Genomic DNA, 22,454 nt, shown 5'->3' with positions numbered 1-22,454 from the left:
GTTTATGCCACCCGGGCGACGACCGCCAGAGCGCGTGGTCGCGGCCGCCAAGCGTCAGCATGCAACCCCTTGTCCGTCAGGGATTAACGGTCGTCGCGGAACCAAAAGCCGCTTCGAACGATGACGCCGAGCGCCACCGTCATGGGTGCGGCGCGGCGCCGGATCGCCTCCAGGTGGGTTGTCACGCGGCCGTGATCTTAGTAATCAGGCCGCCGACCGACACTCTACGCCGATAAGAGGACCCCCTCGATGCGACGCACGTTTGCGGGATTTCTGGCCGTCGCGGCCATGTCCATCGCTCTCCCCGCCCTGGCCGCCGATACGGACTCCAAGTCCGATCCGCTGGGCGACCTGATCACTGGCGCCCTGACGGGCACCATGCCGGGCTCGGTCGAATACAAGATGAAGGCCACGCTCTACCATGCCGGCGCCAAGGGCATCCGCGCCCTGGACAGCTTGGGCTGCAAGGTGGTGGCGATGCGCACCCTGGCGGTCGACAAGACCGTGATCCCGCGCCGCACCGTGGTGTTCATCAAGGAAACCGTCGGCCTGCCGATGCCCAACGGCGAAAAGCACGACGGCTACTGGTACGCGTCGGACATCGGCGGCGCGATCAAGGGCAACAAGCTGGACCTGTTCAGCGGCCAGGGCGCCTCGTCGATGAAGCCCCTGATGGGCCTCAACCTCTCGACCCTCTCGGTGACCAAGGTCGGCGAGTTCAAGGGCTGCCCGCCGGAATAGGCGCGCCGCTAGATGAAGACGTTGCTGGACGGCGCGGGCCTGGCCGCCGGAGCGACCCGTGATCCGAATCCGTTGGCCGGCGGACGCTCCGGCGAGGCCGGCTTCAGCATCTTGCCCACGCGCTCGACCAGGTCGGCGCCGCTGAACGGCTTGAGCATGCAGGCCCGGACGCCCAGCGCGGCGCCGCGCTTGACCTCCTCGACGCCGAGCCGCTTGCCGACCAGCAGGATCTGGCCGCACGGGCGCGAGACGTCGCGTTGCAGCGCCGCCAGCACCTCGAACGCGCTCATCTCGGTGATCGCCAGGTCCAGCACCAAGATCGCCGGGCGCATGTTGTGCGCCATTTCCAGCGCGGCCGGGCCGCTGCGCGCCGCCAGGGCGTGATAGCCGGCCAGGTCCAGACGGATCTGCAGCATCTCCAGAACGGCCCGATCGCTGTCGGCGATCAGGATCCGGGTGCCGGGATTGACCATGTTCATGGGCGCCCCCGCGGAGTGTGTCGGTGGTCCGCCATCAGAAGAGATCCAGGTCGCCGGCCTCGTCGCCGTCGTTGATGCCGGCCTCGTCCCCGCCGAACGACGACGTCATCCGGTCGGCCAGAGCGCCCAGGGTGACGCTCCGCAACGCCGCGCCGACCTCGATCTGCTCCTGCGCCGCGACGGTCTGGCTGAGGCCCCGCGCGAAGGTCGACAGGCCGGTCAGGTGCTGGCTGAGCAGGTCCACGGCCTGGATGCCTTCGATCAGCTGCTCGCGATGCTCGGGCGCCACGGTCCCCAGCAGCTTGCCGATCAGCGTGTCGAGGAAGATGCAGCGGGCCCCGGCCAGCTCCAGCTCCCACGACAGGACGTCGAACGTCGCGCCGACGTCCGACCGAAGCTCACCCGCAACCACCGACACGATCTTCCCTCCGAAACCCGAGTGGAAGCTAGCGGGGCGAGACCTAACGGCGATTTAACCCTGGAGCCGCGCCCGACCTGGTCCCCTGCGTCGAAACCGCGCGGTCAGGGCGCGGGAAAATCGGGCGTCGCGAAGACCGCGGGCTTCAGCCACGCCTCGGCCGGCAGGCCCGCGGTGCGGCCGTCGCGTCCCTGACGGCGGACCAACTGCGGACCCTGGACGACCTGCTGAAGACCTGGGGCCTGGCCCTGGATCGGGTCTAGAGCGTTTCCGACCTGATTGCATCGGGTCGGCGCTCTAGGTTTTTGTTCTAACGCATTTTCTTCACGCGAACCGGCGCCCACTTCGCTCGAAAATGCTCTAGATCCCCTCGCCCACGTTCGGCGCGGCGCCGGGCGCCCGGGCGACGTGGATGCCGCACTCGGTCTTGTCCTGGCCCGCCCAGCGGCCGGCGCGGACGTCGGCGTTAGGGTCGTCCACCGGCTTGGTGCAAGGCCAGCAGCCCACCGAAGGGAAACCCTGGGCGACCAGCGGGTGGGCCGGCAGGTCGTACTGGGCGACATAGGCGTCCAGCTCGGCCTTGCCCCAGTTGGCCAGCGGATTGAACTTGATCTGGCCCTCGGACTCCTCGACCACGCGCAGCCGCAGGCGGTCGCCGCCGTGGAAGCGCTTGCGGCCGGTGGTCCAGGCGGCGAACTCGCCCAGGGCGCGGTCCAGCGGCAGCACCTTGCGGATGTGGCAGCAGGCGTCGGTGTCGGTGCGCCACAGGTCGGACTTGGGATCGGTCACCGCCAGGTCGGTATAGGCCGGGCGCAGGTCGCGCACGTCGGTCAGGCCGAGCTTGGCGGCCAGCGACTTACGGTAGTCCAGGGTCTGGCCGAACAGCATGCCGGTGTCGAGGAACAGCACGGGAATGGCCGTCGACACCTGGCTGGCCAGGTGCAGCAGCACCGCCGACTCCGCCCCGAACGAGCTGACCAGGGCCAGCTTGTCGCCGAACGTTTCGTAGGCCTTGCGCAGGATGGTCAAGGGATGAGCGTCGCGCAGCTCGGCGTCCAGCCGCGCCGCCAGGTCGGCGGCCCCGTTTTTCGGGACCAGGGGTTGCGTCGCGGCGGTCGGCTTCACCTCGGTCACGGTCTGGTCGTAGGCCATCAGACGGCCCTTTCCTCGAAGGCTTCGCGTTCTTCAAAGGCTGTCGGACGGCTGTCCGCGGCCCGCTGGTAGACATGGCGGTAGCGATGGGCGGCCTTGGTCCAGGCCTCGGGCGTGGCGCCGTCGTTGGGCTCGAAGGCGTCGAAGCCGCAGCGAACCATGAATCCGGCCTGCTCCTGCAGCACGTCGCCGACCGCCCGCACCTCGCCGGTGAAGCCCAGGCGCTCGCGCAGCAGGCGGGCCGAGGTGTAGGCGCGGCCGTCGCGGTACTTCGGGAAGGCCAGGGCCACCACCGACAGGCGCGGCAGGTCGTAGGCCAGGGCCTCGACCTCCTGGTCGGGCTCGATCCGCACGCCGACCCGGCGGCTGTTGGACAGCAGGATCTCGCCCTCGGCCTGGAAGCGGGCCAGGGACAGGATCACGTCGCCCTCGGGCAGAGCGTCGTCGTCGCCGACATGGGTGAAGATGTCTTCGGCCCACTCCGCCGCATCACCGGCGAGCTTAATCAGCTTGGGCATAGACCGCCTCCTTGAAGGGCTCGAGGCCGACGCGGCGATAGGTGTCGAGGAAGCGCTCGTCGTCGGCGCGGATGTTCAGATAGGCGTCGACCAGGGCGTCGATCGCCGGGGCGACCTTGTCGGCCGACAGGCCCGGACCCAGGATCCGGCCGATGCTGGCGTCCTCGGCCCCCGAGCCGCCCAGCGACAGCTGGTAGAATTCCTCGCCCTTCTTGTCGACGCCCAGGATGCCGATGTGGGCCACGTGGTGGTGGCCGCAGGCGTTGATGCAGCCGCTGATCTTGATCTTCAGCTCGCCCACCTTCTCGGCGCGATCGGGATCGGCGAACTTCTTGGCGATGTCCTGGGCGATCGGGATGGCGCGAGCGTTGGCCAGGGCGCAGTAGTCCAGGCCCGGGCAGGCGATGATGTCGCTGGCCAGGTCGATGTTGGCGGTGGCCAGGCCCGCGGCCTCCAGCGCCGCGTGCACGGTCGGCAGGTCGTCCAGCTTGACGTGCGGCAGGACCAGGTTCTGGGCGTGGGTCACGCGCAGGTCGTCCAGGCTGTAGCGCTCGGCCAGGTCGGCGACGACCTCCAGCTGCTCGGCCGTGGCGTCGCCCGGGGTCTGGCCGATGGCCTTCAGCGACACCTCGACGATGGCGTAACCGCTCTGCTTGTGCGGCTTGACGTTGTTGCGGACGAAGCGCTGCAGGGCCGGGCTGGCGGCGCGGGCGGCCTCGAAGGTCTCCGACACGGCCGGCAGGGCTTCGAAATTGGTCTGGGCGAAGGCGGCGCGGACCCGGGCCAGCTCGCTGGCCGGCAGGTTGGCGCGCGCGGCGTCGATCTTGCCCCACTCTTCCTCGACCTGGCGGGCGAACTCCTCGGCGCCCAGGGCGGCGACCAGGATCTTGATCCGGGCCTTGTAGATGTTGTCGCGCCGGCCGTGGCGGTTGTAGACGCGCAGGATCGCCTCGACATAGCTGAGCAGGTGCTCGGCCGGCAGGTAGGAGCGGATGGTCGGGCCCACATAGGGCGTGCGGCCCTGGCCGCCGCCGACGATCACCTCGAAGCCGATCTGGCCGTCACGACCCTTTCGCAAGATGAGCCCGATGTCGTGCACCTTGACCGCCGCGCGATCGGTCAGGGCGCCGGTGATGGCGATCTTGAACTTGCGCGGCAGGAAGCTGAACTCGGGGTGCAGGGTCGACCATTGGCGCAGGACTTCCGACCAGACGCGCGGGTCGTCGATCTCCTCGGCCGTGGCGCCGGCGTAGGGGTCGGCGGTGACGTTGCGGATGCAGTTGCCGCTGGTCTGGATGGCGTGCAGGTCCACCTCGGCCAGGGCGTCCAGGATGTCGGGCGCGTCCTTCAGCTTGATCCAGTTGAACTGGATGTTCTGGCGGGTGGTGAAATGGCCGTAGCCCTTGTCGTAGGTGCGGGCGATCCAGGCCAGGCGGCGGGCCTGGCGGGCGTTCAGCGAGCCGTACGGAATGGCGATCCGCAGCATGTAGGCGTGCAGCTGCAGATAGAGGCCGTTCATCAGCCGCAGCGGCTTGAACTGGTCATCGGTCAGCTCCCCGGCCAGGCGGCGGGCCACCTGATGCCGGAACTCGTTGGAGCGATCGATCAGGAATTCGCGGTCGATGGGGTCGTACAGGTACATGCGGCTTACTTCCTGCGGATCAGGTCGACGCGGCCGGTCGAGCGGGCCGCGCCCGCGGCGTGGCGCAGGGCCTCGATCACCTCGCCGCCGACGGCCTGCTTGCCGTGGGTGGGTTCGTTGGTGGGCCCCAGGGCCCGGATACGCTCGCGGTAGCTGACCGGGGCCAGGCCGCCGTCCACGCTTCCTGGGACCGGGGCCAGGTCGATCGGATAGGGATCGACGATCACGGTCGGCTGGGCCTTGGCGGCCGCCACCACGGTCTCGACGTCGGCATCCTGGGCGTCGTCGAACAGCTGGGCGTCTCCGAAGCCCTCGACCCAGGCGCCGGCCTTCCAGAACACGACCTCGCCGTCGATCAGGCGATTGGCGGTGATGGCTTTCATTTCAACTCTCCTCCCCTGCGAAGCGGGGGAGGTGTCATGGCGCCGATAGGCGACATGACGGAGGGGGCGTGCGCGGTGGACGCCCCCTCCACCACTTCGTGGTCCCCCTCCCCCGCAAGCGGGGGAGGAGTTTGAACTTCCGCCATCGCCATGGCCTCGCCGACCATCAGCAGCGCCGGGCCCTTCAGGCCCTCGGCGGCGACGGCCAGGCCGGCCAGGGTGGTCAGGATGCGGCGCTCGTCGGCGCGGCTGGCGTTCTCGACGACCAGGGCCGGGGTCGCGCCGGCCCGGCCCGCGGCGGTCAGGCGCTCGGCGATCAGGCTGGCGGTCGAGACGCCCATATAGACGACGACGGTCTGGTTCGGGCGGGCCAGGGCGGTCCAGTCCAGGTCCGGCTCTCCCGTCTCTCCATTTTGGGAGGCCCCGTGGCCGGTGACGAAGGTCACGGCCTGGGCGCTGCCGCGATGGGTCAGGGGCGCGCCGGCCCCGGCCGAGGCGGCCAGGGCGGCGGTGACGCCGGGCACGACCGCGCAATCGACGCCCGCCGCCCGGCAGGCGGCCAGCTCTTCGCCGCCGCGGCCGAACAGGAACGGATCGCCGCCCTTCAGCCGCACGACCGTCAGGCCTTCCAGGGCCAGGGCCACGATCAGCTGGTTGATATCGTCCTGCGGCAGGGTGTGGCGCGACTTGCGCTTGGCGACGTCGATCCGCCGCGCCGCGACGGGCGCCAGGTCGAGGATCTCGTCGGAGACCAGGCCGTCATGGACGACCACGTCGGCGGCCTGCAAGGCCTTCAGCGCCTTGATCGTCAGCAGCTCCGGATCGCCGGGACCGGCGCCGACCAGGGTCACGCGGCCGGGAACGCGCGCGCCCGCCCCGCCGCCGAGGGCGACGAGACCGGCCTTTGGCCGCGAAACGGATCGGACCGTGGGCCGAGCCATGCGATTCAGGTCCTCTATAAGCCAGACGCCACGCCCGACACGCCGGACCGGCGACCTCGCCAAACCGGTTACGCGCAAAGCATTGCGGGGCGAACCCTAGGGTCCGCCCCGCTCGCGTTCACCGACGAAAAGGGCCATCTCCGTCAGCGAACGCTTGCAAATTGGGCGGCGACGGGCCAATTCGCAAACAAGGTCTTCTGCCGGGGCGTTCAGTAAAACTCATGGAAAGACAGTCCGAACGGCGCCGCCTTCCGCCCTTGAACGCCCTGCGTGCGTTCGAGGCGGCTGCGCGTCACCTGAACTTCAGCCGCGCCGCCGACGAGCTGTCGGTGACGCCCGGCGCTGTGAGCCAGCAGATCCAGAACCTGGAGGACTATGTCGGCGCGGCGCTGTTCAAGCGCACGCCCAAGGGCCTGCTGCTGACCGACGCGGCCCAGACCGCCCTGCCCGCCCTGCGCGAGGCCTTCGACCGCCTGGCCGAGGCCGCGTCCCTGCTGACCGCCGCCGTAGACGGCCGCCGCCTGACCCTGACCGCCGCCCCCTCGTTCGCCGCCAAATGGCTGGTGCCGCGCCTGGGCAAGTTCGAGCAGGCCCAGCCCCAGGTCGACGTCTGGTTGTCGGCCGGCATGGAGGTCGTCGACTTCGCGGCCGGCGAGGTCGACCTGGCCATCCGCTACGGCTCGGGCCGCTATCCGGGGCTGGAGGTCATCCGCCTGCTCAGCGAGACGGTGATCCCCGTCGCCTCGCCGGAGCTCCTGGCGTCCAACCCCTTGGAATCGCCCGAGGATCTGGCCCGCCATATCCTGCTGCACGACGGCTCGCCCGACGCCGACGACAGCTGCCCGGACTGGGCCATGTGGCTGGCCGCGCGGGGCATCAAGTCGGTCGACGGGGCGCGCGGCCCGCGCTTCAACCAGTCCAGCCTGGTGATCGAGGCGGCCGCCAACGGCCGCGGCATCGCCCTGGCCAAGCAGACCCTGGCCCAGGCCGATCTCGACGCCGGCCGGCTGGTGATTCCGTTCGAGATCCCGACCGCCGTCGACTTCGCCTATTACGTCGTCCACCCCAAGGCCAAGGGCCGCCTGCCGCAGGTCAAGGCCTTCGTCGCCTGGCTCAAGGAAGAGGCCGCCGCCCATGAAGCGGCGCTGCTGACCATGGACAACGGCGCGGGCATCTAGGCCCGCTCAAGCTCAGAGCCGCGGTCAGGTTTGGGATGGCCCCGGCCGCTCAAACCGGCTTAAAGGGGCGCATGATCAAGACGACTCTCGAGGTCGACGCGCGCCTCGCCCCCGCCGACTGCCAGACCATGCCCGACGTTCGCCAGGGTGTGGACGCCCTGGATCGGGCGCTGGTGGCGCTGCTGGCCGAGCGCCAGGGCTACATGGACGCCGCCGCCCGCATCAAGGCCGACCGCTCCAAGGTGTTCGACCGCGCGCGGATCGAGGACGTGGTCGACAAGGTCAAGGCCGCCGCGCGCGAATCGGGCCTGTCGGAAGCCATCGCCGAGCCGGTCTGGCGCACCCTGATCGACCGCTGCATTGCGTACGAGTACGACAGCTGGGACCGGACGAAGGGCTGAGAAAGCCCTGTTGCTTCCTTCCCTCCCCTTCATGGGGAGGGACAAAGATGATCAGTTCCCGTCGATTAGGTTGCCGATCTGCCCCAGGATCGAGCCCTCGCCGCGATTGCCGCCGCCGCCCTGCGCCGCCGCCAGCATCCGTCCCGCCAGGCGCGAGAACGGCAGCGACTGGATCCACACCTTGCCCGGTCCACGCAGCCGCGCGAAGAACAGGCCCTCGCCGCCGAACAGCACGCTGCGCACGCCGCCGGCCGTGATCAGGTCGAAGTCGACGCCGGGCGTGTAGGCGGCCAGGCAGCCGGTGTCGACGTGCAGCTCCTCGCCGGCCTTCAGCTCGCGCTCGACGATCGTGCCGCCCATCTGGACGAACACCCAGCCGTCGCCGTCCAGGCGCTGCATGATGAAGCCCTCGCCGCCGAACAGGCCGGTCATCACCCGCTTCTGGAACTGGATGCCGATCGACACGCCGCGCGCGGCGGCCAGGAAGCTGTCCTTCTGGCAGATCAGGGTCCCGCCCAGCTGGCCCAGGTTGATCGGCAGGATCGCGCCCGGCGTCGGCGAGGCGAAGGCCACGCGGGCCTTGCCCGAACCGGTGTGGGTGAAGACCGTGGTGAACAGGCTCTCGCCGGTGACCAGGCGCTTGCCCGCCCCCAGCAGCTTGCCCATGAAGCCGCCGCCAGTGTCGCCCGAACCGTCGCCGAACACCGTGGTCATCTGGATGCTGGCGTCCTTCCAGACGAACGCCCCGGCCTCGGCCACGGCGCTTTCGCCCGGATCGAGCTCGATCTCCAGGAACTGCAGCTCCTGGCCCTTGATCTCGAAATCGACGTCGTCGGCGACGCTGGCGCTGCGCTGGTGCGACCAGGGGCTGTTGGTCATGGGATAGAGGCTCCGATTGAGGTGGGCGCAGCCTAGGCGAGCGGCGCGCATCGGGCCAATTACAGGTTCGTAAGTTGATGCGGCGCGCCCCAGCCCTACCCCTTCAGCGACCGCAGCGCCCGCTCGTGCGCATAGGCGGCGATGTCCAGCAGCGCCGCGTCGAGGGCGGTGCGCACCTCGCCCAGGCTCCGGGTCCCGGCCTCCGCTCCGGCGCAGACGTCGCCCAGGGCGAAAGCCCCGACGCCCCGCGCCGCGCCCTTGACCGTATGGACCGCGTCCATCCAGCCCGGATGGCTCTTGTCGAGCATCGGCGTCCACAGCGCGGCCTGTTCGCGGAACAGGGCCAGCACCTCGTCGATCACCGTGGAATCGTCCATCGCGAACCCTTCCAGATAGGCGAAATCCACGGCTCCGCTGATATCTCGTCTAGCCAAAAAATAGTCCCTTGCGTTCCAAGATTCTTTGCGTATGTTCCGCGCCTCGCCGCCGGGGCAAACCACTGCTTCGGGCCGAGCGGGCGCATAGCTCAGTTGGTAGAGCAGCTGACTCTTAATCAGCGGGTCGTAGGTTCGAATCCTACTGCGCCCACCATTTCCTCCCGAAAACCGATCCTCCAGACACTCCCCTCCGGGGATCCCGTCGCTTGCGGCGCGGAGGACGATAGCTCAATCCGTCGCGACTGACGCCCCTCGAAATCGCGTCCATCCCTAGGTTTTCGCCGGGAAGGTGGGATCGGCGATCTCGCGCAGGGTCAGGCGCTTGAAGGTCTCGACCAGCGCCGGCAGCTTCGAAGTCTATCGCCCGCACCGCGACCACCGGCGTCTGGAGCGCCTGAACAGACCGGCGCGGGGCCTTCCCGATCGGCCGAACAGGGACCTTGCGCGCAAGCGGCGGCGGGATCCTGGACTGGCGGCCCTGAACCCCTGGGGTGGGGCGGCGTTTCCCTTTCCGAAGGAACCCGTCCATGTCCCGCCGCATCCCGTCGCGCCGCCGCCTGTCGAACGCCGTGCTCTTGGTCCTGACCCTGGGCGGACTGACGTTGGGGGCCTGCGCCTATCATCGCCTCGGCGAGGCGGGCTACGCCTGGAACTACATGAACAGCGCCGAGGAAGGCCCCAAGCTGGCTTATGGCCGGCCTGACAGCGACGACGTGGTGCTGATGCTGGCCTGCGCGCCCCGCGCCCCGGCCGTGACCCTGACGGCGACGGGTCTGGCGGGCGACCGGATCGCCCTGGCCTCCGGCCGCTCGGTCAGTCGCCTGGCCGCCCAGGCCGCGCCCTCGGCCATGGGCGACGGCGTGCTGGAAGCCCGCACGACGGTGGACGCCTCGGCGCTGCGCGCCTTTCGCCGCACAGGGCGCCTCGACCTGTTGACGGCCGACGCGCGCCACAGCCTCGACGCCGTCCCCACCGACCAGGGGAAGGTGAAGGCGTTCTTCAAGGCGTGTTCGGTCTAGGGCATGCCCCGGACCGTCAGGCCCGCCGCCCCGCCGCGCTGACATTGTCGACGCCCAGGGCCGCGAGACAGCCGCGCAGGACGCCCTCGGCGTCGAGGCCGGCCTGGGCGTACATGGCGTCGGGCTTGTCCTGGTCCTGGAAGACGTCGGGCAGCACCAGGGTGCGGATCTTCAGGCCGCGGTCCAGGGCCCCGTGTTCGGCCAGGGCCTGCAGCACGAAGGCGCCGAAGCCGCCCATGGCGCCCTCCTCCACCGTGATGATCGCCTCGTGCTCGCGCGCCAGGCGCAGCAGCAGGTCGATGTCCAGCGGCTTGGCGAAGCGGGCGTCGGCGACGGTCGCCGAGAGACCGCGCGCGGCCAGCAGGTCGGCCGCCTTCAGGCACTCGGCCAGGCGCGTGCCCAGCGAGACGATTGCGACGCTGGTCCCTTCGCGGACGATGCGGCCCTTGCCGATCTCCAGCGGGGCGGCCAGGTCGGGGATGGTCAGGCCCAGGCCCTCGCCGCGCGGATAGCGGAAGGCGCTGGGGCGGTCGTCGATGGCCACGGCGGTCGAGACCATGTGGGCCAGCTCCACCTCGTCGGCGGCGGCCATCAGCACCATGCCGGGCAGCGCCCCCATGAAGCCGATGTCGAACGTGCCCGCGTGGGTCGGGCCGTCGGCGCCGACCAGGCCGGCGCGGTCCATGGCGAAGCGCACCGGCAGGCGCTGGATGGCCACGTCGTGGACCACCTGGTCGTAGCCGCGCTGCAGGAAGGTGGAATAGATCGCCGCGAACGGCTTCATGCCGTCGGCGGCCAGGCCGGCGGCGAAGGTCACCGCGTGCTGCTCGGCGATGCCGACGTCGAAGGTGCGGTCCGGGAAGGCCTTGCCGAACAGATCCAGCCCCGTGCCCGAGGGCATGGCGGCGGTGATGGCCACAATCTTGTCGTCGATCGCGGCGTGCTTGATCAGCTCCTGGGCGAAGACCTTGGTGTAGCTGGGCGGGCCGGCCGCCGGCTTCTGCTGCTGGCCGGTGACCACGTCGAACTTGACCACCGCGTGCAGCTTGTCGTCGGCGCCCTCGGCCGGGGCGTAGCCCTTGCCCTTCTGGGTGACGACATGGACCAGCACCGGCTTTTCGTCGAAGTTTTTGGCGTTGCTGAGCACGCTGACCAGGGCGTCCATGTCGTGGCCGTCGATCGGGCCGACATAGTGGAAACCCAGCTCCTCGAAGAAGGTGCCGCCGGTGACCATGCCGCGGGCGTATTCCTCGGCCTTGCGGGCCGCGTCGCGGATCGGGGTCGGCAGCTTCTCGACCACCGTCTTGCCCAGCTTGCGCGCCTTGCGATACGCGCCGCCCGAGACGAGGTTGGCCAGGTAGGCGCTCATGCCGCCCACCGGCGGGGCGATCGACATGTCGTTGTCGTTGAGGATGACGATCAGCCGCCTGGTGGTGTCGGTGGCCGCGTTCATCGCCTCGTAGGCCATGCCGGCGCTCATCGAACCGTCGCCGATCACGGCGATGACGCTGTTGTCCTCGCCCTTGGCGTCGCGCGCGGCGCAGAAGCCCAGGGCGGCCGAGATCGAGGTGGCCGCGTGGGCCGCGCCGAACGGGTCGTATTCGCTCTCGGCGCGCTTGGTGAAGCCCGACAGCCCGCCGCCCTGGCGCAGGGTGCGGATGCGGTCGCGGCGGCCGGTCAGGATCTTGTGCGGATAGGCCTGGTGGCCGACGTCCCAGATGACGATGTCCTTGGGCGTCTCGAACACGTGGTGCAGGGCGACGGTCAGCTCGACCACGCCCAGGCCCGCGCCCAGGTGCCCGCCGGTCACCGAGACGGCGTCGATGGTCTCGGCTCGCACCTCGTTGGCCAGTTGCTTCAGTTCGGCCACGCTGAGGCCGCGGGTGTCGGCCGGTGACGAGATGGTGTCGAGGAGAGGGGTCAAAGCAGGCATATCCGAAGAAAGCGCGGTCAGTTGCGGCGGTCCAGCACGAAATCCACGCTACGACGCAGATGTTCGGCCCGTTCGCCGAAAATATCGAGATGTGACCGGGTTTGAGCGGCCAGGAGGTTGACTCGTTCCTTGGCGGCCTCGAGGCCCAGCAGGGTGACGTAGTTGGCCTTGCCCTTGGCGGCGTCCTTGCCGCCGGCCGCCTTGCCCAGCACCGCTTCGTCGCCCTCGGCGTCGAGGATGTCGTCGACGATCTGGTAGGCCAGGCCGAGGTCCTGGGCGAATCCCATCAAGGCCGCCCGCTCCTCGGCCTTGGACCGCGCGATGATCAGCGGGATCTCGAAGGCGAAGGCGATCAGGGCGCCGGTCTTCAGGCGCTGCATGCGGGCCACGGCGCCCAGGTCGTCGCGGACGCCCAGCAGGTCGATCATCTGGCCGCCGCACATGCCCCTGGCGCCCGAGGCGATCGCCAGCTTGCGCACCAGCTCGGCGCGGACGTGGCCGTCGTCGTGGGTGTCGGGATGGGCCATGATCTCGAAGGCGGCGGTCTGCAGGGCGTCGCCGGCCAGGATCGCGGTGGCCTCGTCGTACTGCACGTGCACGGTCGGACGGCCGCGGCGCATGTCGTCGTCGTCCATGGCCGGCAGATCGTCGTGCACCAGGCTGTAGGCGTGGATGCATTCCAGGGCGCAGGCGGCGCGCAGGACCGGCCGCTCGGGCAGGTCGAACATCTTACCCGTCTCCAGGGCGAAGAACGGCCGCAGCCGCTTGCCCGGGCCCAGGGCCGCGTAGCGCATGGCCTCGGTCAGCCGGCTCTCGGGACCGTCGGCCCGGGGCAGCAGCTCGTCGAGCGCCACGGTGACGATGTCGGCGGCCTGGACGATGCGCTTTTCGAGGTCGATCAAAACAGCTTCCCCCCATTGGGAACGTCACGGTCCACGTCGACCAGCACCACGCCGCCCTCGGCGTCCGGAAAGCCCAGGCACAGGACCTCGGACTTCATCGGACCGATCTGGCGCGGCGGAAAATTGACCACGGCGGCCACGCGACGACCGATCAGTTCGCCCAGGCCGTAGTGCTTGGTCACCTGGGCCGAGGATTTCTTGACGCCGATCTCGGGGCCGAAATCGATGGTCAGCTTGTAGGCCGGCTTGCGCGCCTCCGGAAACGGCGTGGCCTCGATCACCGTGCCGATACGAATATCGACCCGTTCGAAGTCCTCGTAGCCGATCTGCGGCGACGCCTGACCCATCAGTTGAACTCGGCCGGTTCGGCGTTCACGGCTCCACCCTGACCCAGCACGATCTTCTCAACCTTCAGGCGAGCCGCCTCGAGCTTTTTCTCGCAGTGGGCCTTGAGGGCCGCACCGTCCTCGTAGATCTCGATCGAGCGCTCGAGCTCGGCCTTGCCGGACTCCAGTTCGCCGACGATCTGCTCCAGACGGGCCAGGGCCTGCTCGAAGCTCATGCCTTCAAGATCCTGTGGACTGATCATTTCTACTCCGGAGCGAATGGGCGCACCCTAGTGGCGGGCCGCGGCGCGGGCAACGCCGTTGGCGGGGCTTTTGGTGAACAGGGTCCGGGAGCTGGGGTCCCGGACGCTCGCGAAGGCGCCTAGAGCCGCTCGAAGCGCTTCACGCACCAGTACTGGAAACCCTGGTCCTGCGTCTTCTTCAGGCCGCGCTTCTGCAGCGACAGGCCGATCATGGTGTTGAAGAAGCCGTGGGCCACCAGCAACACCTCCTGGCCGTTCTTGGACAGGTCGATCAGCAGGTCGGCGGCCTGGTCGGCGCGCAGCTCGGCCTGCGCACGGCTTTCCTGGCCGGCGTGGTGATCGAAGAACCACCACCAGAACCGGGCGAAGAAGCCCCAGTGCTTGGGCGACATCTTGATCCAGCGCGGCCAGGGCGGCGGCGGCAGGGGCGCCTCGATGAACAGCGGGTCGGTGGCGAAGGCCTTGCCGTCGGCCACGGCCGCGGCGGTCTCGATCGAGCGGCGGCGGGTCGAGGCGATCATCGCCCCGGCCCGCCTGGCCGTGGCCTTCAACGAGTCCGGCGGGGTCTGGCCGGGCAGCAGGCCGCCTTCCTCATAGCGCGCCCACCATTCGCCGTAGGCCGGGGCGTTGAAGCGGACCTTGCGCGACAGGGCCGGCTCGCCGTGGCGGGCCAGGGTGATGGCGCCGGGCCGGACGCCAACGGCTCCGGAGGTCGCCGGTTCGGATTCCGGGGAGGAAAAGCGGTCGGCGGATTCGTCGGCCATAGATCTTGGAGGTCCGGCTTGTCGCCACCGGCGACTGATATCTGGACCTCTCACCCCTCCTGCAACGCTTTGACATGCGCCGCCGCCGAGCGGCCGAGCGCCTCTAGGTCGTAGCCGCCCTCGAGCGAGGAAACAATACGCCCGCCGCAACGGTGGTTGGCGACCGAGGCGATCGCCCGCGTCGCCCAGGCGAAATCCTCGGCCTCCAGGCTCTGGGCGGCCAGCGGATCGCGGACATGGGCGTCGAAGCCGGCCGAGACCAGGACCAGCTCGGGGGCGAATCCGTCGACCCTGTCCATCAGCCCCTCGAAGCGCCGCCGCCAGGTTTCGCGGGGCGCATGCGGCGCGACCGTGGCGTTGGCGATGTTGCCGACCCCGGTCTCGGACGGATCGCCGGTGCCGGGATACAGCGGCGACTGGTGGATCGAAGCGAAGAACACCGTCGGATCGTTCTCGAACGTCGCTTGGGTGCCGTTGCCGTGGTGGACGTCGAAATCGACGATCGCCACCCGCTTCAGCCCGAAGGCCTGGGCGGCCCGGGCCGCCACGGCGATGTTGGAGAACACGCAGAAACCCATCGCGGCGCTCGGCTCGGCGTGATGCCCCGGCGGCCGCACCGCGCAGAAGGCCCGCGTCCCCCGCCCGCCTGCCACCGCCCGGGTCGCGGCGACCACCGCCCCGGCGGCGCGCCGCGCGGCGGTCAGGCTGCCGGGCGACAGGATGGTGTCCGGGTCCAGGGCCCGGCGACCGCTGCCGGGCGCGGCGTCCAGCACGCCGTCGATGAAGCCCTGCGGATGCACCCGGGCCAGGTCGGCCAGCTCGACCAGCGGGGCGTCGAAGCGTTCCAGGTCCAGCGTCGCGTCGTCGTCCAGCGCGTCGACCACCGCCCGCAAACGCTCCGGCCGCTCGGCGTGGTTGTCTCCGGGCCGGTGGTCGAGCATATCCAGGTGGGTATAGAGCGCGACAGCCATGCCAGGATCGTATCCGTTGAACACCGCCCCGACCATCCTCTCCCCGACGCTCCGGCGCGCCACCGTCGACGACGCCGGCGCCGTGTCCAGCCTGGGCGCCCGCACCTTCACCGAGACCTTCGCCCACCTCTATCCAACACAGGACCTGGAGACCTTCCTGGCCTACGCCTACGGCTTGGAGCGCACGCGGCGCGACCTGGCGGATCCGGACAAGGCGACCTGGCTGCTGGAGCTGGACGACGAGGCGATCGGCTACGCCACGGCCGGCCCCTGCGGCCTGCCGCACGACGCCGTGAAGCCGGGCGACGGCGAGCTGTATCGGATCTACGTGCTCAAGGCCTTCCAGGGCGGCGGGCGCGGCAGCCTGCTGCTGAAGACGGCCCTGGACTGGCTGGAGAAGGACGGCCCGCGCCCCCTGTGGATCGGCGTGTGGTCCGAGAACTTCGGGGCGCAGAAGCTGTACGAGAGCAAGGGCTTCGAAAAGGTCGGGGAGTACCATTTCCCGGTCGGCGAGACGCGGGACCTGGAGTTCATCCTGCGGCGGGGGTGACCCCCTCAGTCGGCTTCGCCGACAGCTCCCCCAAAGGGGGAGGTGGCCCGGAGGGCCGGAGGGGGCCGTTGCGCAACACGCCATAAACCGCCATCCTTCGAACAACCGTTCGAAAGCCCGCCATGTTCCTGCGCTTCTTCTCCGAGCTCCGCGCCGCCAAGATCCCGGTGTCCCTGCGTGAATACCTCCAGCTCATGGAGGCCCTGGACAAGGACGTCATCGACCGGCGGATCGAAGACTTCTACTTCCTGTCGCGCGCCAGCCTGGTGAAGGACGAGAAGAACCTCGACAAGTTCGACCGGGTGTTCGGCCACGTATTCAAGGGGCTGGAGACCGTCGAGGAGGGCCTCACCGCCGACATACCGGCCGAGTGGCTGAAGGCCCTGACCGAGAAGTTCCTGACCGAGGAAGAGAAGGCCCAGATCGAGGCCATGGGCGGCTTCGAGAAGCTGATGGAGACCCTGCAGGAGCGCCTGAGGGAGCAGAAGGAGCGCCACGAGGGCGGCTCCAAGTGGATCGGCTCGGGCGGGACCAGCCCGTTCGGCAACAACGGCTACAATCCCGAAGGCGTGCGCATCGGCCAGGACAAGAGCCGCCACGGCCGGGCCGTGAAGGTCTGGGACAAGCGCGAATACAAGAACCTCGACGACTCGGTCGAGCTGGGCACCCGCAACATCAAGGTGGCGCTGCGCCGCCTGCGCAAGTTCGCCCGCCAGGGGGCCCTGGACGAGCTGGACCTGAACGGCACGATCCGCGGCACCGCCGAGAAGGGCTATCTGGACATCCAGATGCGCCCCGAGCGGCGCAACACCATCAAGGTGCTGCTGTTCTTCGACATCGGCGGCTCGATGGACGGCCACATCAAGCTCTGCGAGGAGCTGTTCAGCGCCGCCCGGACCGAATTCAAGCACCTGGAGTTCTTCTACTTCCACAACTGCCTGTACGAAGCGGTGTGGAAGGACAATCGCCGCCGCCAGGTCGAGAAGATCCCGACCTGGGACGTGCTCCACAAGTTCCCGCACGACTACAAGGTGATCTTCGTGGGCGACGCGACGATGAGCCCCTATGAGATCACCTATCCGGGCGGCAGCGTCGAGCACTGGAACGAGGAGCCCGGGGCCATCTGGATGAGCCGGGTCACCGACATCTATCAGAGCGCCGTCTGGCTGAACCCCACGCCCGAGCGGCATTGGGACTACACCCAGTCGATCGGGGTGATGAAGCAGTTGATGAACGACCGGATGTTCCCCTTGACCCTGGACGGGCTGGACAAGGCGATGCGGGAACTGGTGCGGGGCTGACCCCCCTCCGGCCCTCCGGGCCACCTCCCCCGGAGGCGGAGGGTCTTGGGCCGCGCTAGATGCTCCCCCTTTGGGGAGCTGTCGCGAAGCGACTGAGGGAGCTACAGCCTGGGCAGCCACATCCCCACGACCGCTCCGAACACGCCGAGCCCAGTCGCCAGCGCCGCCGCCCCGATCAGCCCCGCCATCCCCAGCTTCGCCGCCGCCCCGCCCCGGTCCCGGACCCACTGGTGCAGCTCCAGCACCGCCAGCGGCAGCAGGTAGCAACCGTACGCCCAGAACACGTCGAACGGGCCGTCGAAGCTGTCGGTGTGGCCTGCCGGTCCTCGGTTGACCAGGAACCAGGCCATCAGCCCGACGCGGTAGAACCACACCCCGCTGGCGACCATGAAGGTCCGCATGGCCCAGCGCCGGTGGCTGTCGATCCGGCGGGCCAGGGCCTGACGCCAGGCCATGGCCGCGCAGGCCAGGATCAGCACCCCGTCCAGGCTGATGGCGACGCTCATGATCGACCCGGCGATCGTGCCGCGTTTGGCCACCAGGTAGAAGGCCGCCAGGCTGGCCCCGATCGCCGTCACCACGTAGGCGCGACCGTTCCAGCGATGGAAGCCGATGAACCGCGCCCGGACCCAGGGGACCAGTTGCAGCGGGCCGCCGACGGTGACGATCCCGGCCAGCAGCAGGTGCAGCCCCAGGAACAGGTTGCTCGCCGGCTGGCCGGGGGTCACCCCATGGCCGCCCAGGACCTCGTTCCAGCGCTGGACGTCGCCCAGCACGGCCGCGCGCCAGTAGAAGGCGACGATGTAGGCGGCGAACGCCCCCTGCCCCAGGGCCGCGACCAGGAACCAGGCCGCGCCGGCCCGCTTCAGAATCCTGTCCGCCCCGGCGCCGGCCTCGACGCGCCGGCTCAAGATCGTCTCGCTCACGCTGATCATCCCCCGACTGAGGGCGTCAGCTTGACGTCCCGCGCGGCGCAACGACATGTCCGCCGAGGCCAGAGTCTTGGCCGAACGCGACAGAGGAAACGGGATGTCCGAGCCCACGGTGTCGGCGGGCTACGCCAGGGCGCTGCTGGCGTTCGCGGTCTCGAAGGGCGCGTCCCGCGAGGCGCTGCTCGGCCGCGCCGGCCTGCGGGCCGAGGACCTGGAAGACCAGGACGCCCGCGTGCCGATGAGCCGCTACATCGCCCTGATGACCGCCGGCCGGGACCTGTGCGCCGCCCCCGCCCTGGCCCTGGAGTTCTGCGGGGGCACCCGGTTCGAGGAGTTCTCGGTGGTCGGCCTGATCTGCCAGTCGGCCGACACCATGGGCGAGGCCCTGGCCGAACTGAATCGTTTCCGGCGCCTGGTCATCGAGATCGACGGCCTGGCGCCCGGCGAGCGCTTCAAGCTGACCCCGCGTGACGACGGCCTGTGGCTGGAGGATCAGCGGCCGCCCGACAACTTCCCCGAACTGACCGAACTCGCCTTCGGCCGCTTCATCTGCGAGGTGGCGCGGCACTATCCGGGTACGCCGTTCGTCAAGCAATTGCTCGTCACCCATGCCGCGCCGGCCCATGCCGAGGCCTACGACCGCATCCTCCAGGTCCCGGTGACCTTCGGCGCCGACCGCAACGCCATGCGGATCGACCCCAGCTGGCTGAGCCTGAAGATCCACAAGCCCAACCCGTATGTGTTCGGCGTGCTCAGCGCCCACGCCGCCGCGCTGCTGGAGGAGCTCCAGGCCAGCCGGACGATGCGGGGGCGGGTCGAGCGCCTGATCCTGCCGCTGCTGCACAAGGGCGACACCGTCGGCAAGGCCTTCGTGGCGCGCGAGCTGGGGGTCAGCGGCCAGACCCTCTATCGCAAGCTGAAGGCCGAGGGCGTCAGCTTCGAGCAGCTGCTCGACGACCTGCGCCACCGCCTGGCCGTGCACTATCTGGACGGCCGGAAGGTGTCGGTCAGCGAGACCGCCTATCTGGTGGGCTTCGCCGACGCCAGCGCCTTCTCGAAGGCGTTCAAGCGCTGGACCGGCGCCAGTCCGCGCGGCCGCAAGGCCTAGATCCTAGTGCGCCGGCCGCGGCTCGAACGAGCGCTTCTCCGGCGTCTTCAGGCACTCGGCGTCAGACTGCCGGCCGTGCTGCGGCGTGGGCTCGGGATGCGGCAGGTGGCCGCCGCCCTGGGGCGCCTGTTGCTGGAACGGTTTCATCATAGCGTCTTCCTCCCGAAACCTGTTGTCTTTCTTATCACGCCGCCGCCTCAAGGGCATCGAGCAAACGCACCTCGACCCTGACGCTCAGATGGGTCTCGCCGGGCTCGCCGATGATCGTGCCCGACACCGGCCGGGCTTCGCCCGGGGTGCGGGTGGCGGCCACCCGGATCAGGTCGGGCGACTCCGCCAAGCCGTTGGTCGGGTCGAACTCGGTCCAGCCCAGGTCGGGCAGGAACACCTCGCACCAGGCGTGGGTCGCCCCCGCCCCGCGAATGGTCGCGCCGGGGCTGTGGACGTAGCCGGTGGCGAACACCGCCGCATAGCCCAGCCGCCGCAGGGCCTCGACCATCAACCAGGCGAAGTCGCGGCACGTGCCGGCGCCCAGGGCGATGGTCTCGGCGGGCGTCTGGACGCCCGCCGCCTCGCGCGGGACGTAGTCGAACTGGTCGTGGATCGTACGGTTCATCCGCAGCAGGAAGTCGATCGCCGGCTCGTCGGGACGCTCCATCTGGCCGCGCAGCCAGCGCAGCAACACCCGGTCCTCGTCCTCGGTGGCCGGGGTGATGAACGGATTGAGCACCGCCCGGTCCTCGCGAGCGTAGACGATCGGCGAGACGGTGTGCGGGTCGTCGATGTGCAGGCTGGTCAGGGGCGCGGGAAAGCGGTCGATGACCAGCCGGCTGGTGATGGTCAGGCTGTCGGCCTCGCCCTGGGGCGTGAACCAGCAGACGCAGTTGCCGGCGGCGTCGTAGGTCCACCGGGTCGCGCCCGGCAGCGAGGTCTGCAGCGAGGCCTCGCTGATGCGGATGGCGTGGCTGTCGCGCGGCCGGATCAGCAGGCGATGCGCCCCGAAGCCGACCGGCCGGGCGTAGCTGTACCGCGTTTCGTGAAGGATGCCGAGCCGCGCCATAGGTCTACCATAACCCCAACGGAGCCGCGTTGTTCCGTCACAGGCGGGTGATCGGGCTGGAGGGAACCCGCCTCGCGCCGCAGCCATTCCGACCAGATCGGAAACGCCCGGAACCGCACCGAAACCATGGTCGCCGTCCATCCCGCCAAGCCCTCCGCCCGCGCGCCCAGGCCCGCCAGGCGGCGAGCGCGCGACGGGTCGCTCGGCGAGAGCGACCTGGTCGACCTGGAGGCCGTGGCCGCCGGGATCCAGGCCTGCCGCCGCTGCGACCTGTGGCGCGACGCCACCCAGGGCGTGCCGGGCCTGGGGCCGGCCGGGGCCGCGCTGATGATCGTCGGCGAGCAGCCGGGCGACCATGAGGATCTGCAGGGCGTTCCCTTCGTCGGACCGGCCGGCCGGCTGCTGGACCGGGCGATGGCCGAGGCCGGCGTGGCGCGCGACCGGGTCTTCGTCACCAACGCCGTCAAGCACTTCAAGCACGAGCCGCGCGGCAAGCGGCGTCTGCACAAGACCCCGGACCGGGGCGAGGTCCAGGCCTGCCGCTGGTGGCTGGACGCCGAGCGCCGGCTGGTCCGGCCCAAGGTGGTCCTGGCTCTCGGCGCGACGGCCGTGCGGGCGGTGTTCGGCAAGGCGCTGCCGATCGGCAAGACCCGCGGCCAGCGTCAGGCCCTGGACGGCGGCGAGCAGGGCCTGGTCAGCTGGCACCCGTCCTTCCTGCTGCGCATTCCCGATCCCGACGCCAGGGACCGCGCCTACGCCGAACTGGTCGCGGACCTGAAGCAGGCGTGGAGGATGGCGGGTTAGGCGGCCGCCCGCCTAAATCTCCGACGCCCCGCCCTCGCCCTGCGCTTCTTCAGCCAGATCACCACGCCGGTCACGCTGAGCGCCGCCACGACCACCCCGGTCAGAGAGATCAGGATCCGTCCCGGAACGCCCAGGATGCGCCCCGAGTGCAGCGGGAACTGGGCCTGGACGAAGATGTCGGCGGCCGTGCCCTTCCACGGCTGGGAGACGCCCACCAGGCCGCCGGTCCTGCCGTCGTAATAGAGGTAGGGCGGGCCGACGCCGGCCGCGCCGTGGTCGCCGCCGGGCTCGTGGAAGGCCACGCCGTAGATCCCGTAGTCTGGCGAATAGAAGGCCCCGCCAGCCGGCGCCCGCCAGCCGCGCCTGGCCGCCTCGGCCCGGGCGCTGTCCAGCACCTGGGCGTAGGTGCGGGCGGCGATGATCGGCGCATGATGGTCGGCCGGCTTGCGCAGGTCGAACGGGCCGGGCGTCACCTTCGAGACCTTGGACATGACCGGATAGAACACCTCGCTGTAGAGGTTCAGCGAGAAGGCGGTAAAGGCCACGGTGAACAGCACGCCCCAGAGCCACAGGCCGAACGCGCGGTGGATGTCGAAATTGATCCGGTAGGCGCTGGCCGAGGTCTTGATCATCCAGGCCGGCTTCCAGCGCGCCCAAAACCCCTTGGCCGGCTTGGCGCCGCGCGCCCCGGCCGCCGCCTTCTGGCGCGGCGGCAGGGTCAGGTAGAAACCGATGAAGCAGTCCAGCGTCCACAGGATCGCCACGCCGCCCAGCAGCCAGATCCCCCAGCGGTCGATCCCCCACATCGCCGGGATGTGCAGGCTGTAGTGCAGCACGTAGAGGAACGAGACGAAGGTCTCGCGGGTGATCGGCCAGACCGCGCCCCACTCGCGCCGCCCCTGCTCGGCCCCGGTCGCCGGATCGATGAACACCTGGTTGTAGTGCGGCTCGAACAGCTTGCCGGTGGCGGGGTTGCGCTTGGGCGCGACGCCGAACGCCAGGGTCCCGCCCGGCTCGGCCGCCAGGGGCAGGTAGGTCACCTGCACGCGCGGGTCGCGGGCCTCGATCCGGCGCGCCAGGTCCAACGGCGACAAGGCGGGACCGCCCTTCGACCGGGCGAACATCAGGTGCGGATTGAGCACGTCGTCCAGTTCGTGGTCCCACGAGATCACCGCCCCGGTGACGCCCGACACGAACAGGAATCCAGCGATGAACAGCCCCACCCAGCGATGGAGGAAGGTCAGGACGGGCCGAAGGCTGGACGGCGCGAACCGGGCGGCTCCCGAACGCGCGGGCGCGGGTCCGGCGTAGGGAGGAACCGGGGCGAGATCCTGGGTTCGCGCGTCCATGTC

27 protein-coding genes and 1 tRNA gene are annotated in these 22,454 nt (G+C 69.8%); 9 read left to right on the top strand and 19 right to left on the bottom strand.

Annotated elements, in window-relative coordinates:
• The first annotated feature begins 249 nt into the window (after positions 1-249).
• Entirely contained in the window at positions 250-741 is a 492-nt protein-coding gene (locus BM066_RS13560; RefSeq protein WP_089928744.1) for a 3D domain-containing protein, read from the top strand.
• Between the two features lie 8 nt (positions 742-749).
• Here BM066_RS13560 and BM066_RS13555 read toward each other — a convergent pair whose 3' ends face one another.
• The 7 genes from BM066_RS13555 to cobA all read right to left on the bottom strand — a co-directional run bounded on the left by BM066_RS13555 (position 750) and on the right by cobA (position 6,274).
• Positions 750-1,220 (bottom strand): response regulator transcription factor, encoded by a 471-nt coding sequence (locus tag BM066_RS13555; protein ID WP_089928742.1) that lies wholly within the window; start codon positions 1,218-1,220, stop codon positions 750-752.
• Between the two features lie 34 nt (positions 1,221-1,254).
• Positions 1,255-1,638 (bottom strand): hypothetical protein, encoded by a 384-nt coding sequence (locus BM066_RS13550; RefSeq protein ID WP_255367582.1) that lies wholly within the window; start codon positions 1,636-1,638, stop codon positions 1,255-1,257.
• A gap of 360 nt (positions 1,639-1,998) precedes the next feature.
• Positions 1,999-2,790: a phosphoadenylyl-sulfate reductase gene (locus BM066_RS13545; RefSeq protein WP_255367581.1), complete on the bottom strand. Its 792-nt coding sequence runs from the start codon at positions 2,788-2,790 to the stop codon at positions 1,999-2,001.
• Complete coding sequence (locus BM066_RS13540) at positions 2,790-3,308, bottom strand: DUF934 domain-containing protein (protein WP_089928835.1); 519 nt, start codon at positions 3,306-3,308, stop codon at positions 2,790-2,792. Before BM066_RS13540 ends, BM066_RS13545 begins: the two co-directional genes overlap by 1 nt.
• The gene (locus tag BM066_RS13535; RefSeq protein ID WP_089928738.1) at positions 3,292-4,950 is read right to left on the bottom strand and encodes a nitrite/sulfite reductase; all 1,659 of its coding nucleotides are present in this window, start codon (positions 4,948-4,950) and stop codon (positions 3,292-3,294) included. The genes BM066_RS13540 and BM066_RS13535 overlap by 17 nt, the downstream gene beginning before the upstream one ends.
• Before the next feature lie 5 nt (positions 4,951-4,955).
• The gene (locus BM066_RS13530; RefSeq protein WP_089928737.1) at positions 4,956-5,333 is read right to left on the bottom strand and encodes a DUF2849 domain-containing protein; all 378 of its coding nucleotides are present in this window, start codon (positions 5,331-5,333) and stop codon (positions 4,956-4,958) included.
• Positions 5,330-6,274 (bottom strand): uroporphyrinogen-III C-methyltransferase, encoded by a 945-nt coding sequence (gene cobA, locus BM066_RS13525; RefSeq protein ID WP_089928735.1) that lies wholly within the window; start codon positions 6,272-6,274, stop codon positions 5,330-5,332. The genes BM066_RS13530 and cobA overlap by 4 nt, the downstream gene beginning before the upstream one ends.
• Before the next feature lie 221 nt (positions 6,275-6,495).
• Between cobA and gcvA the strand changes: the two genes are divergently transcribed.
• Positions 6,496-7,452: a transcriptional regulator GcvA gene (gene gcvA / locus BM066_RS13520; protein ID WP_089928733.1), complete on the top strand. Its 957-nt coding sequence runs from the start codon at positions 6,496-6,498 to the stop codon at positions 7,450-7,452.
• Positions 7,453-7,523: 71 nt separating this feature from the next.
• Positions 7,524-7,853 carry a chorismate mutase gene (locus BM066_RS13515; protein ID WP_089928730.1) on the top strand — a complete coding sequence of 110 codons (330 nt, stop codon included), beginning with the start codon at positions 7,524-7,526 and terminating at the stop codon, positions 7,851-7,853.
• A 51-nt stretch (positions 7,854-7,904) separates the two neighbouring features.
• On the opposite strand, the gene BM066_RS13510 is transcribed toward BM066_RS13515, so the two are convergent.
• Positions 7,905-8,732 carry a TIGR00266 family protein gene (locus BM066_RS13510; RefSeq protein WP_089928728.1) on the bottom strand — a complete coding sequence of 276 codons (828 nt, stop codon included), beginning with the start codon at positions 8,730-8,732 and terminating at the stop codon, positions 7,905-7,907.
• 95 nt (positions 8,733-8,827) lie between these two features.
• Positions 8,828-9,166 carry an Hpt domain-containing protein gene (locus BM066_RS13505; protein WP_177218457.1) on the bottom strand — a complete coding sequence of 113 codons (339 nt, stop codon included), beginning with the start codon at positions 9,164-9,166 and terminating at the stop codon, positions 8,828-8,830.
• Between the two features lie 81 nt (positions 9,167-9,247).
• Between BM066_RS13505 and BM066_RS13500 the strand changes: the two genes are divergently transcribed.
• Both BM066_RS13500 and BM066_RS13495 read left to right on the top strand, forming a co-directional pair.
• Positions 9,248-9,323: transfer RNA gene (locus tag BM066_RS13500), tRNA-Lys, on the top strand.
• 373 nt (positions 9,324-9,696) lie between these two features.
• Positions 9,697-10,188 carry a hypothetical protein gene (locus BM066_RS13495; RefSeq protein ID WP_089928724.1) on the top strand — a complete coding sequence of 164 codons (492 nt, stop codon included), beginning with the start codon at positions 9,697-9,699 and terminating at the stop codon, positions 10,186-10,188.
• Between the two features lie 16 nt (positions 10,189-10,204).
• Here BM066_RS13495 and dxs read toward each other — a convergent pair whose 3' ends face one another.
• The 6 genes from dxs to BM066_RS13465 form a co-directional block, all read right to left on the bottom strand.
• Positions 10,205-12,121 (bottom strand): 1-deoxy-D-xylulose-5-phosphate synthase, encoded by a 1,917-nt coding sequence (gene dxs, locus BM066_RS13490; protein ID WP_089928721.1) that lies wholly within the window; start codon positions 12,119-12,121, stop codon positions 10,205-10,207.
• A gap of 17 nt (positions 12,122-12,138) precedes the next feature.
• Entirely contained in the window at positions 12,139-13,023 is an 885-nt protein-coding gene (locus BM066_RS13485) for a polyprenyl synthetase family protein (RefSeq protein ID WP_089928719.1), read from the bottom strand.
• Positions 13,020-13,370 (bottom strand): tRNA-binding protein, encoded by a 351-nt coding sequence (locus BM066_RS13480; RefSeq protein ID WP_089928718.1) that lies wholly within the window; start codon positions 13,368-13,370, stop codon positions 13,020-13,022. Before BM066_RS13480 ends, BM066_RS13485 begins: the two co-directional genes overlap by 4 nt.
• Positions 13,370-13,612 (bottom strand): exodeoxyribonuclease VII small subunit, encoded by a 243-nt coding sequence (locus tag BM066_RS13475; protein WP_089928716.1) that lies wholly within the window; start codon positions 13,610-13,612, stop codon positions 13,370-13,372. Before BM066_RS13475 ends, BM066_RS13480 begins: the two co-directional genes overlap by 1 nt.
• Before the next feature lie 119 nt (positions 13,613-13,731).
• The gene (locus BM066_RS13470) at positions 13,732-14,376 is read right to left on the bottom strand and encodes a histidine phosphatase family protein (protein ID WP_089928714.1); all 645 of its coding nucleotides are present in this window, start codon (positions 14,374-14,376) and stop codon (positions 13,732-13,734) included.
• Positions 14,377-14,426: 50 nt separating this feature from the next.
• Positions 14,427-15,347 carry a histone deacetylase family protein gene (locus BM066_RS13465; protein ID WP_089928832.1) on the bottom strand — a complete coding sequence of 307 codons (921 nt, stop codon included), beginning with the start codon at positions 15,345-15,347 and terminating at the stop codon, positions 14,427-14,429.
• 16 nt (positions 15,348-15,363) lie between these two features.
• On the opposite strand from BM066_RS13465, the gene BM066_RS13460 reads away from it, so the two are divergent.
• Both BM066_RS13460 and BM066_RS13455 read left to right on the top strand, forming a co-directional pair.
• Positions 15,364-15,897 (top strand): GNAT family N-acetyltransferase, encoded by a 534-nt coding sequence (locus BM066_RS13460; RefSeq protein ID WP_089928712.1) that lies wholly within the window; start codon positions 15,364-15,366, stop codon positions 15,895-15,897.
• A 122-nt stretch (positions 15,898-16,019) separates the two neighbouring features.
• Positions 16,020-17,198, top strand: a complete 1,179-nt coding sequence (locus tag BM066_RS13455; RefSeq protein ID WP_089928710.1) for a vWA domain-containing protein — start codon at positions 16,020-16,022, stop codon at positions 17,196-17,198.
• 101 nt (positions 17,199-17,299) lie between these two features.
• Here the strand turns inward: BM066_RS13455 and BM066_RS13450 are convergent, their stop codons facing one another.
• Positions 17,300-18,124 carry a DUF2306 domain-containing protein gene (locus tag BM066_RS13450; RefSeq protein ID WP_255367580.1) on the bottom strand — a complete coding sequence of 275 codons (825 nt, stop codon included), beginning with the start codon at positions 18,122-18,124 and terminating at the stop codon, positions 17,300-17,302.
• A gap of 103 nt (positions 18,125-18,227) precedes the next feature.
• Between BM066_RS13450 and BM066_RS13445 the strand changes: the two genes are divergently transcribed.
• Positions 18,228-19,238, top strand: a complete 1,011-nt coding sequence (locus tag BM066_RS13445) for an AraC family transcriptional regulator (protein ID WP_089928706.1) — start codon at positions 18,228-18,230, stop codon at positions 19,236-19,238.
• Between the two features lie 3 nt (positions 19,239-19,241).
• Here BM066_RS13445 and BM066_RS26460 read toward each other — a convergent pair whose 3' ends face one another.
• A complete protein-coding gene (locus tag BM066_RS26460; protein WP_177218456.1) occupies positions 19,242-19,388 on the bottom strand; it encodes a hypothetical protein in 147 nt (48 codons plus the stop codon).
• A 34-nt stretch (positions 19,389-19,422) separates the two neighbouring features.
• On the bottom strand, positions 19,423-20,298 hold the full coding sequence (locus BM066_RS13440; RefSeq protein WP_089928704.1) for a transglutaminase family protein: 876 nt from the start codon (positions 20,296-20,298) through the stop codon (positions 19,423-19,425).
• Between the two features lie 126 nt (positions 20,299-20,424).
• Between BM066_RS13440 and BM066_RS13435 the strand changes: the two genes are divergently transcribed.
• Positions 20,425-21,102 carry a UdgX family uracil-DNA binding protein gene (locus tag BM066_RS13435; protein WP_089928701.1) on the top strand — a complete coding sequence of 226 codons (678 nt, stop codon included), beginning with the start codon at positions 20,425-20,427 and terminating at the stop codon, positions 21,100-21,102.
• Here BM066_RS13435 and BM066_RS13430 read toward each other — a convergent pair.
• Entirely contained in the window at positions 21,099-22,451 is a 1,353-nt protein-coding gene (locus tag BM066_RS13430; RefSeq protein WP_089928699.1) for a PepSY-associated TM helix domain-containing protein, read from the bottom strand. The two genes, BM066_RS13435 and BM066_RS13430, sit on opposite strands and share 4 nt — an antisense overlap.
• Positions 22,452-22,454: the final 3 nt, after the last annotated feature.

The organism is Caulobacter sp. UNC279MFTsu5.1, assembly GCF_900114015.1.
GTDB lineage: Bacteria > Pseudomonadota > Alphaproteobacteria > Caulobacterales > Caulobacteraceae > Caulobacter.
Note: the sequence above shows the minus strand (reverse complement) of the source record. Positions and strands in the feature narration are given on the sequence as shown.

What these genes read in the sequence shown, in the direction of transcription:
- BM066_RS13540 (WP_089928835.1), bottom strand. Translation starts at nt 3,308, where the DNA reads ATGCCCAAGCTGATTAAGCTCGCCGGTGATGCGGCGGAGTGGGCCGAA.
- BM066_RS13430 (WP_089928699.1), bottom strand. Translation starts at nt 22,451, where the DNA reads ATGGACGCGCGAACCCAGGATCTCGCCCCGGTTCCTCCCTACGCCGGA.
- BM066_RS13560 (WP_089928744.1), top strand. Translation starts at nt 250, where the DNA reads ATGCGACGCACGTTTGCGGGATTTCTGGCCGTCGCGGCCATGTCCATC.
- BM066_RS13535 (WP_089928738.1), bottom strand. Translation starts at nt 4,950, where the DNA reads ATGTACCTGTACGACCCCATCGACCGCGAATTCCTGATCGATCGCTCC.
- BM066_RS13435 (WP_089928701.1), top strand. Translation starts at nt 20,425, where the DNA reads ATGGTCGCCGTCCATCCCGCCAAGCCCTCCGCCCGCGCGCCCAGGCCC.
- BM066_RS26460 (WP_177218456.1), bottom strand. Translation starts at nt 19,388, where the DNA reads ATGATGAAACCGTTCCAGCAACAGGCGCCCCAGGGCGGCGGCCACCTG.
- BM066_RS13465 (WP_089928832.1), bottom strand. Translation starts at nt 15,347, where the DNA reads ATGGCTGTCGCGCTCTATACCCACCTGGATATGCTCGACCACCGGCCC.
- BM066_RS13530 (WP_089928737.1), bottom strand. Translation starts at nt 5,333, where the DNA reads ATGAAAGCCATCACCGCCAATCGCCTGATCGACGGCGAGGTCGTGTTC.
- BM066_RS13555 (WP_089928742.1), bottom strand. Translation starts at nt 1,220, where the DNA reads ATGAACATGGTCAATCCCGGCACCCGGATCCTGATCGCCGACAGCGAT.
- BM066_RS13445 (WP_089928706.1), top strand. Translation starts at nt 18,228, where the DNA reads ATGTCCGAGCCCACGGTGTCGGCGGGCTACGCCAGGGCGCTGCTGGCG.
- BM066_RS13480 (WP_089928718.1), bottom strand. Translation starts at nt 13,370, where the DNA reads ATGGGTCAGGCGTCGCCGCAGATCGGCTACGAGGACTTCGAACGGGTC.
- BM066_RS13440 (WP_089928704.1), bottom strand. Translation starts at nt 20,298, where the DNA reads ATGGCGCGGCTCGGCATCCTTCACGAAACGCGGTACAGCTACGCCCGG.
- dxs (WP_089928721.1), bottom strand. Translation starts at nt 12,121, where the DNA reads ATGCCTGCTTTGACCCCTCTCCTCGACACCATCTCGTCACCGGCCGAC.
- BM066_RS13470 (WP_089928714.1), bottom strand. Translation starts at nt 14,376, where the DNA reads ATGGCCGACGAATCCGCCGACCGCTTTTCCTCCCCGGAATCCGAACCG.
- BM066_RS13455 (WP_089928710.1), top strand. Translation starts at nt 16,020, where the DNA reads ATGTTCCTGCGCTTCTTCTCCGAGCTCCGCGCCGCCAAGATCCCGGTG.
- BM066_RS13495 (WP_089928724.1), top strand. Translation starts at nt 9,697, where the DNA reads ATGTCCCGCCGCATCCCGTCGCGCCGCCGCCTGTCGAACGCCGTGCTC.
- BM066_RS13475 (WP_089928716.1), bottom strand. Translation starts at nt 13,612, where the DNA reads ATGATCAGTCCACAGGATCTTGAAGGCATGAGCTTCGAGCAGGCCCTG.
- cobA (WP_089928735.1), bottom strand. Translation starts at nt 6,274, where the DNA reads ATGGCTCGGCCCACGGTCCGATCCGTTTCGCGGCCAAAGGCCGGTCTC.
- gcvA (WP_089928733.1), top strand. Translation starts at nt 6,496, where the DNA reads ATGGAAAGACAGTCCGAACGGCGCCGCCTTCCGCCCTTGAACGCCCTG.
- BM066_RS13510 (WP_089928728.1), bottom strand. Translation starts at nt 8,732, where the DNA reads ATGACCAACAGCCCCTGGTCGCACCAGCGCAGCGCCAGCGTCGCCGAC.
- BM066_RS13515 (WP_089928730.1), top strand. Translation starts at nt 7,524, where the DNA reads ATGATCAAGACGACTCTCGAGGTCGACGCGCGCCTCGCCCCCGCCGAC.
- BM066_RS13545 (WP_255367581.1), bottom strand. Translation starts at nt 2,790, where the DNA reads ATGGCCTACGACCAGACCGTGACCGAGGTGAAGCCGACCGCCGCGACG.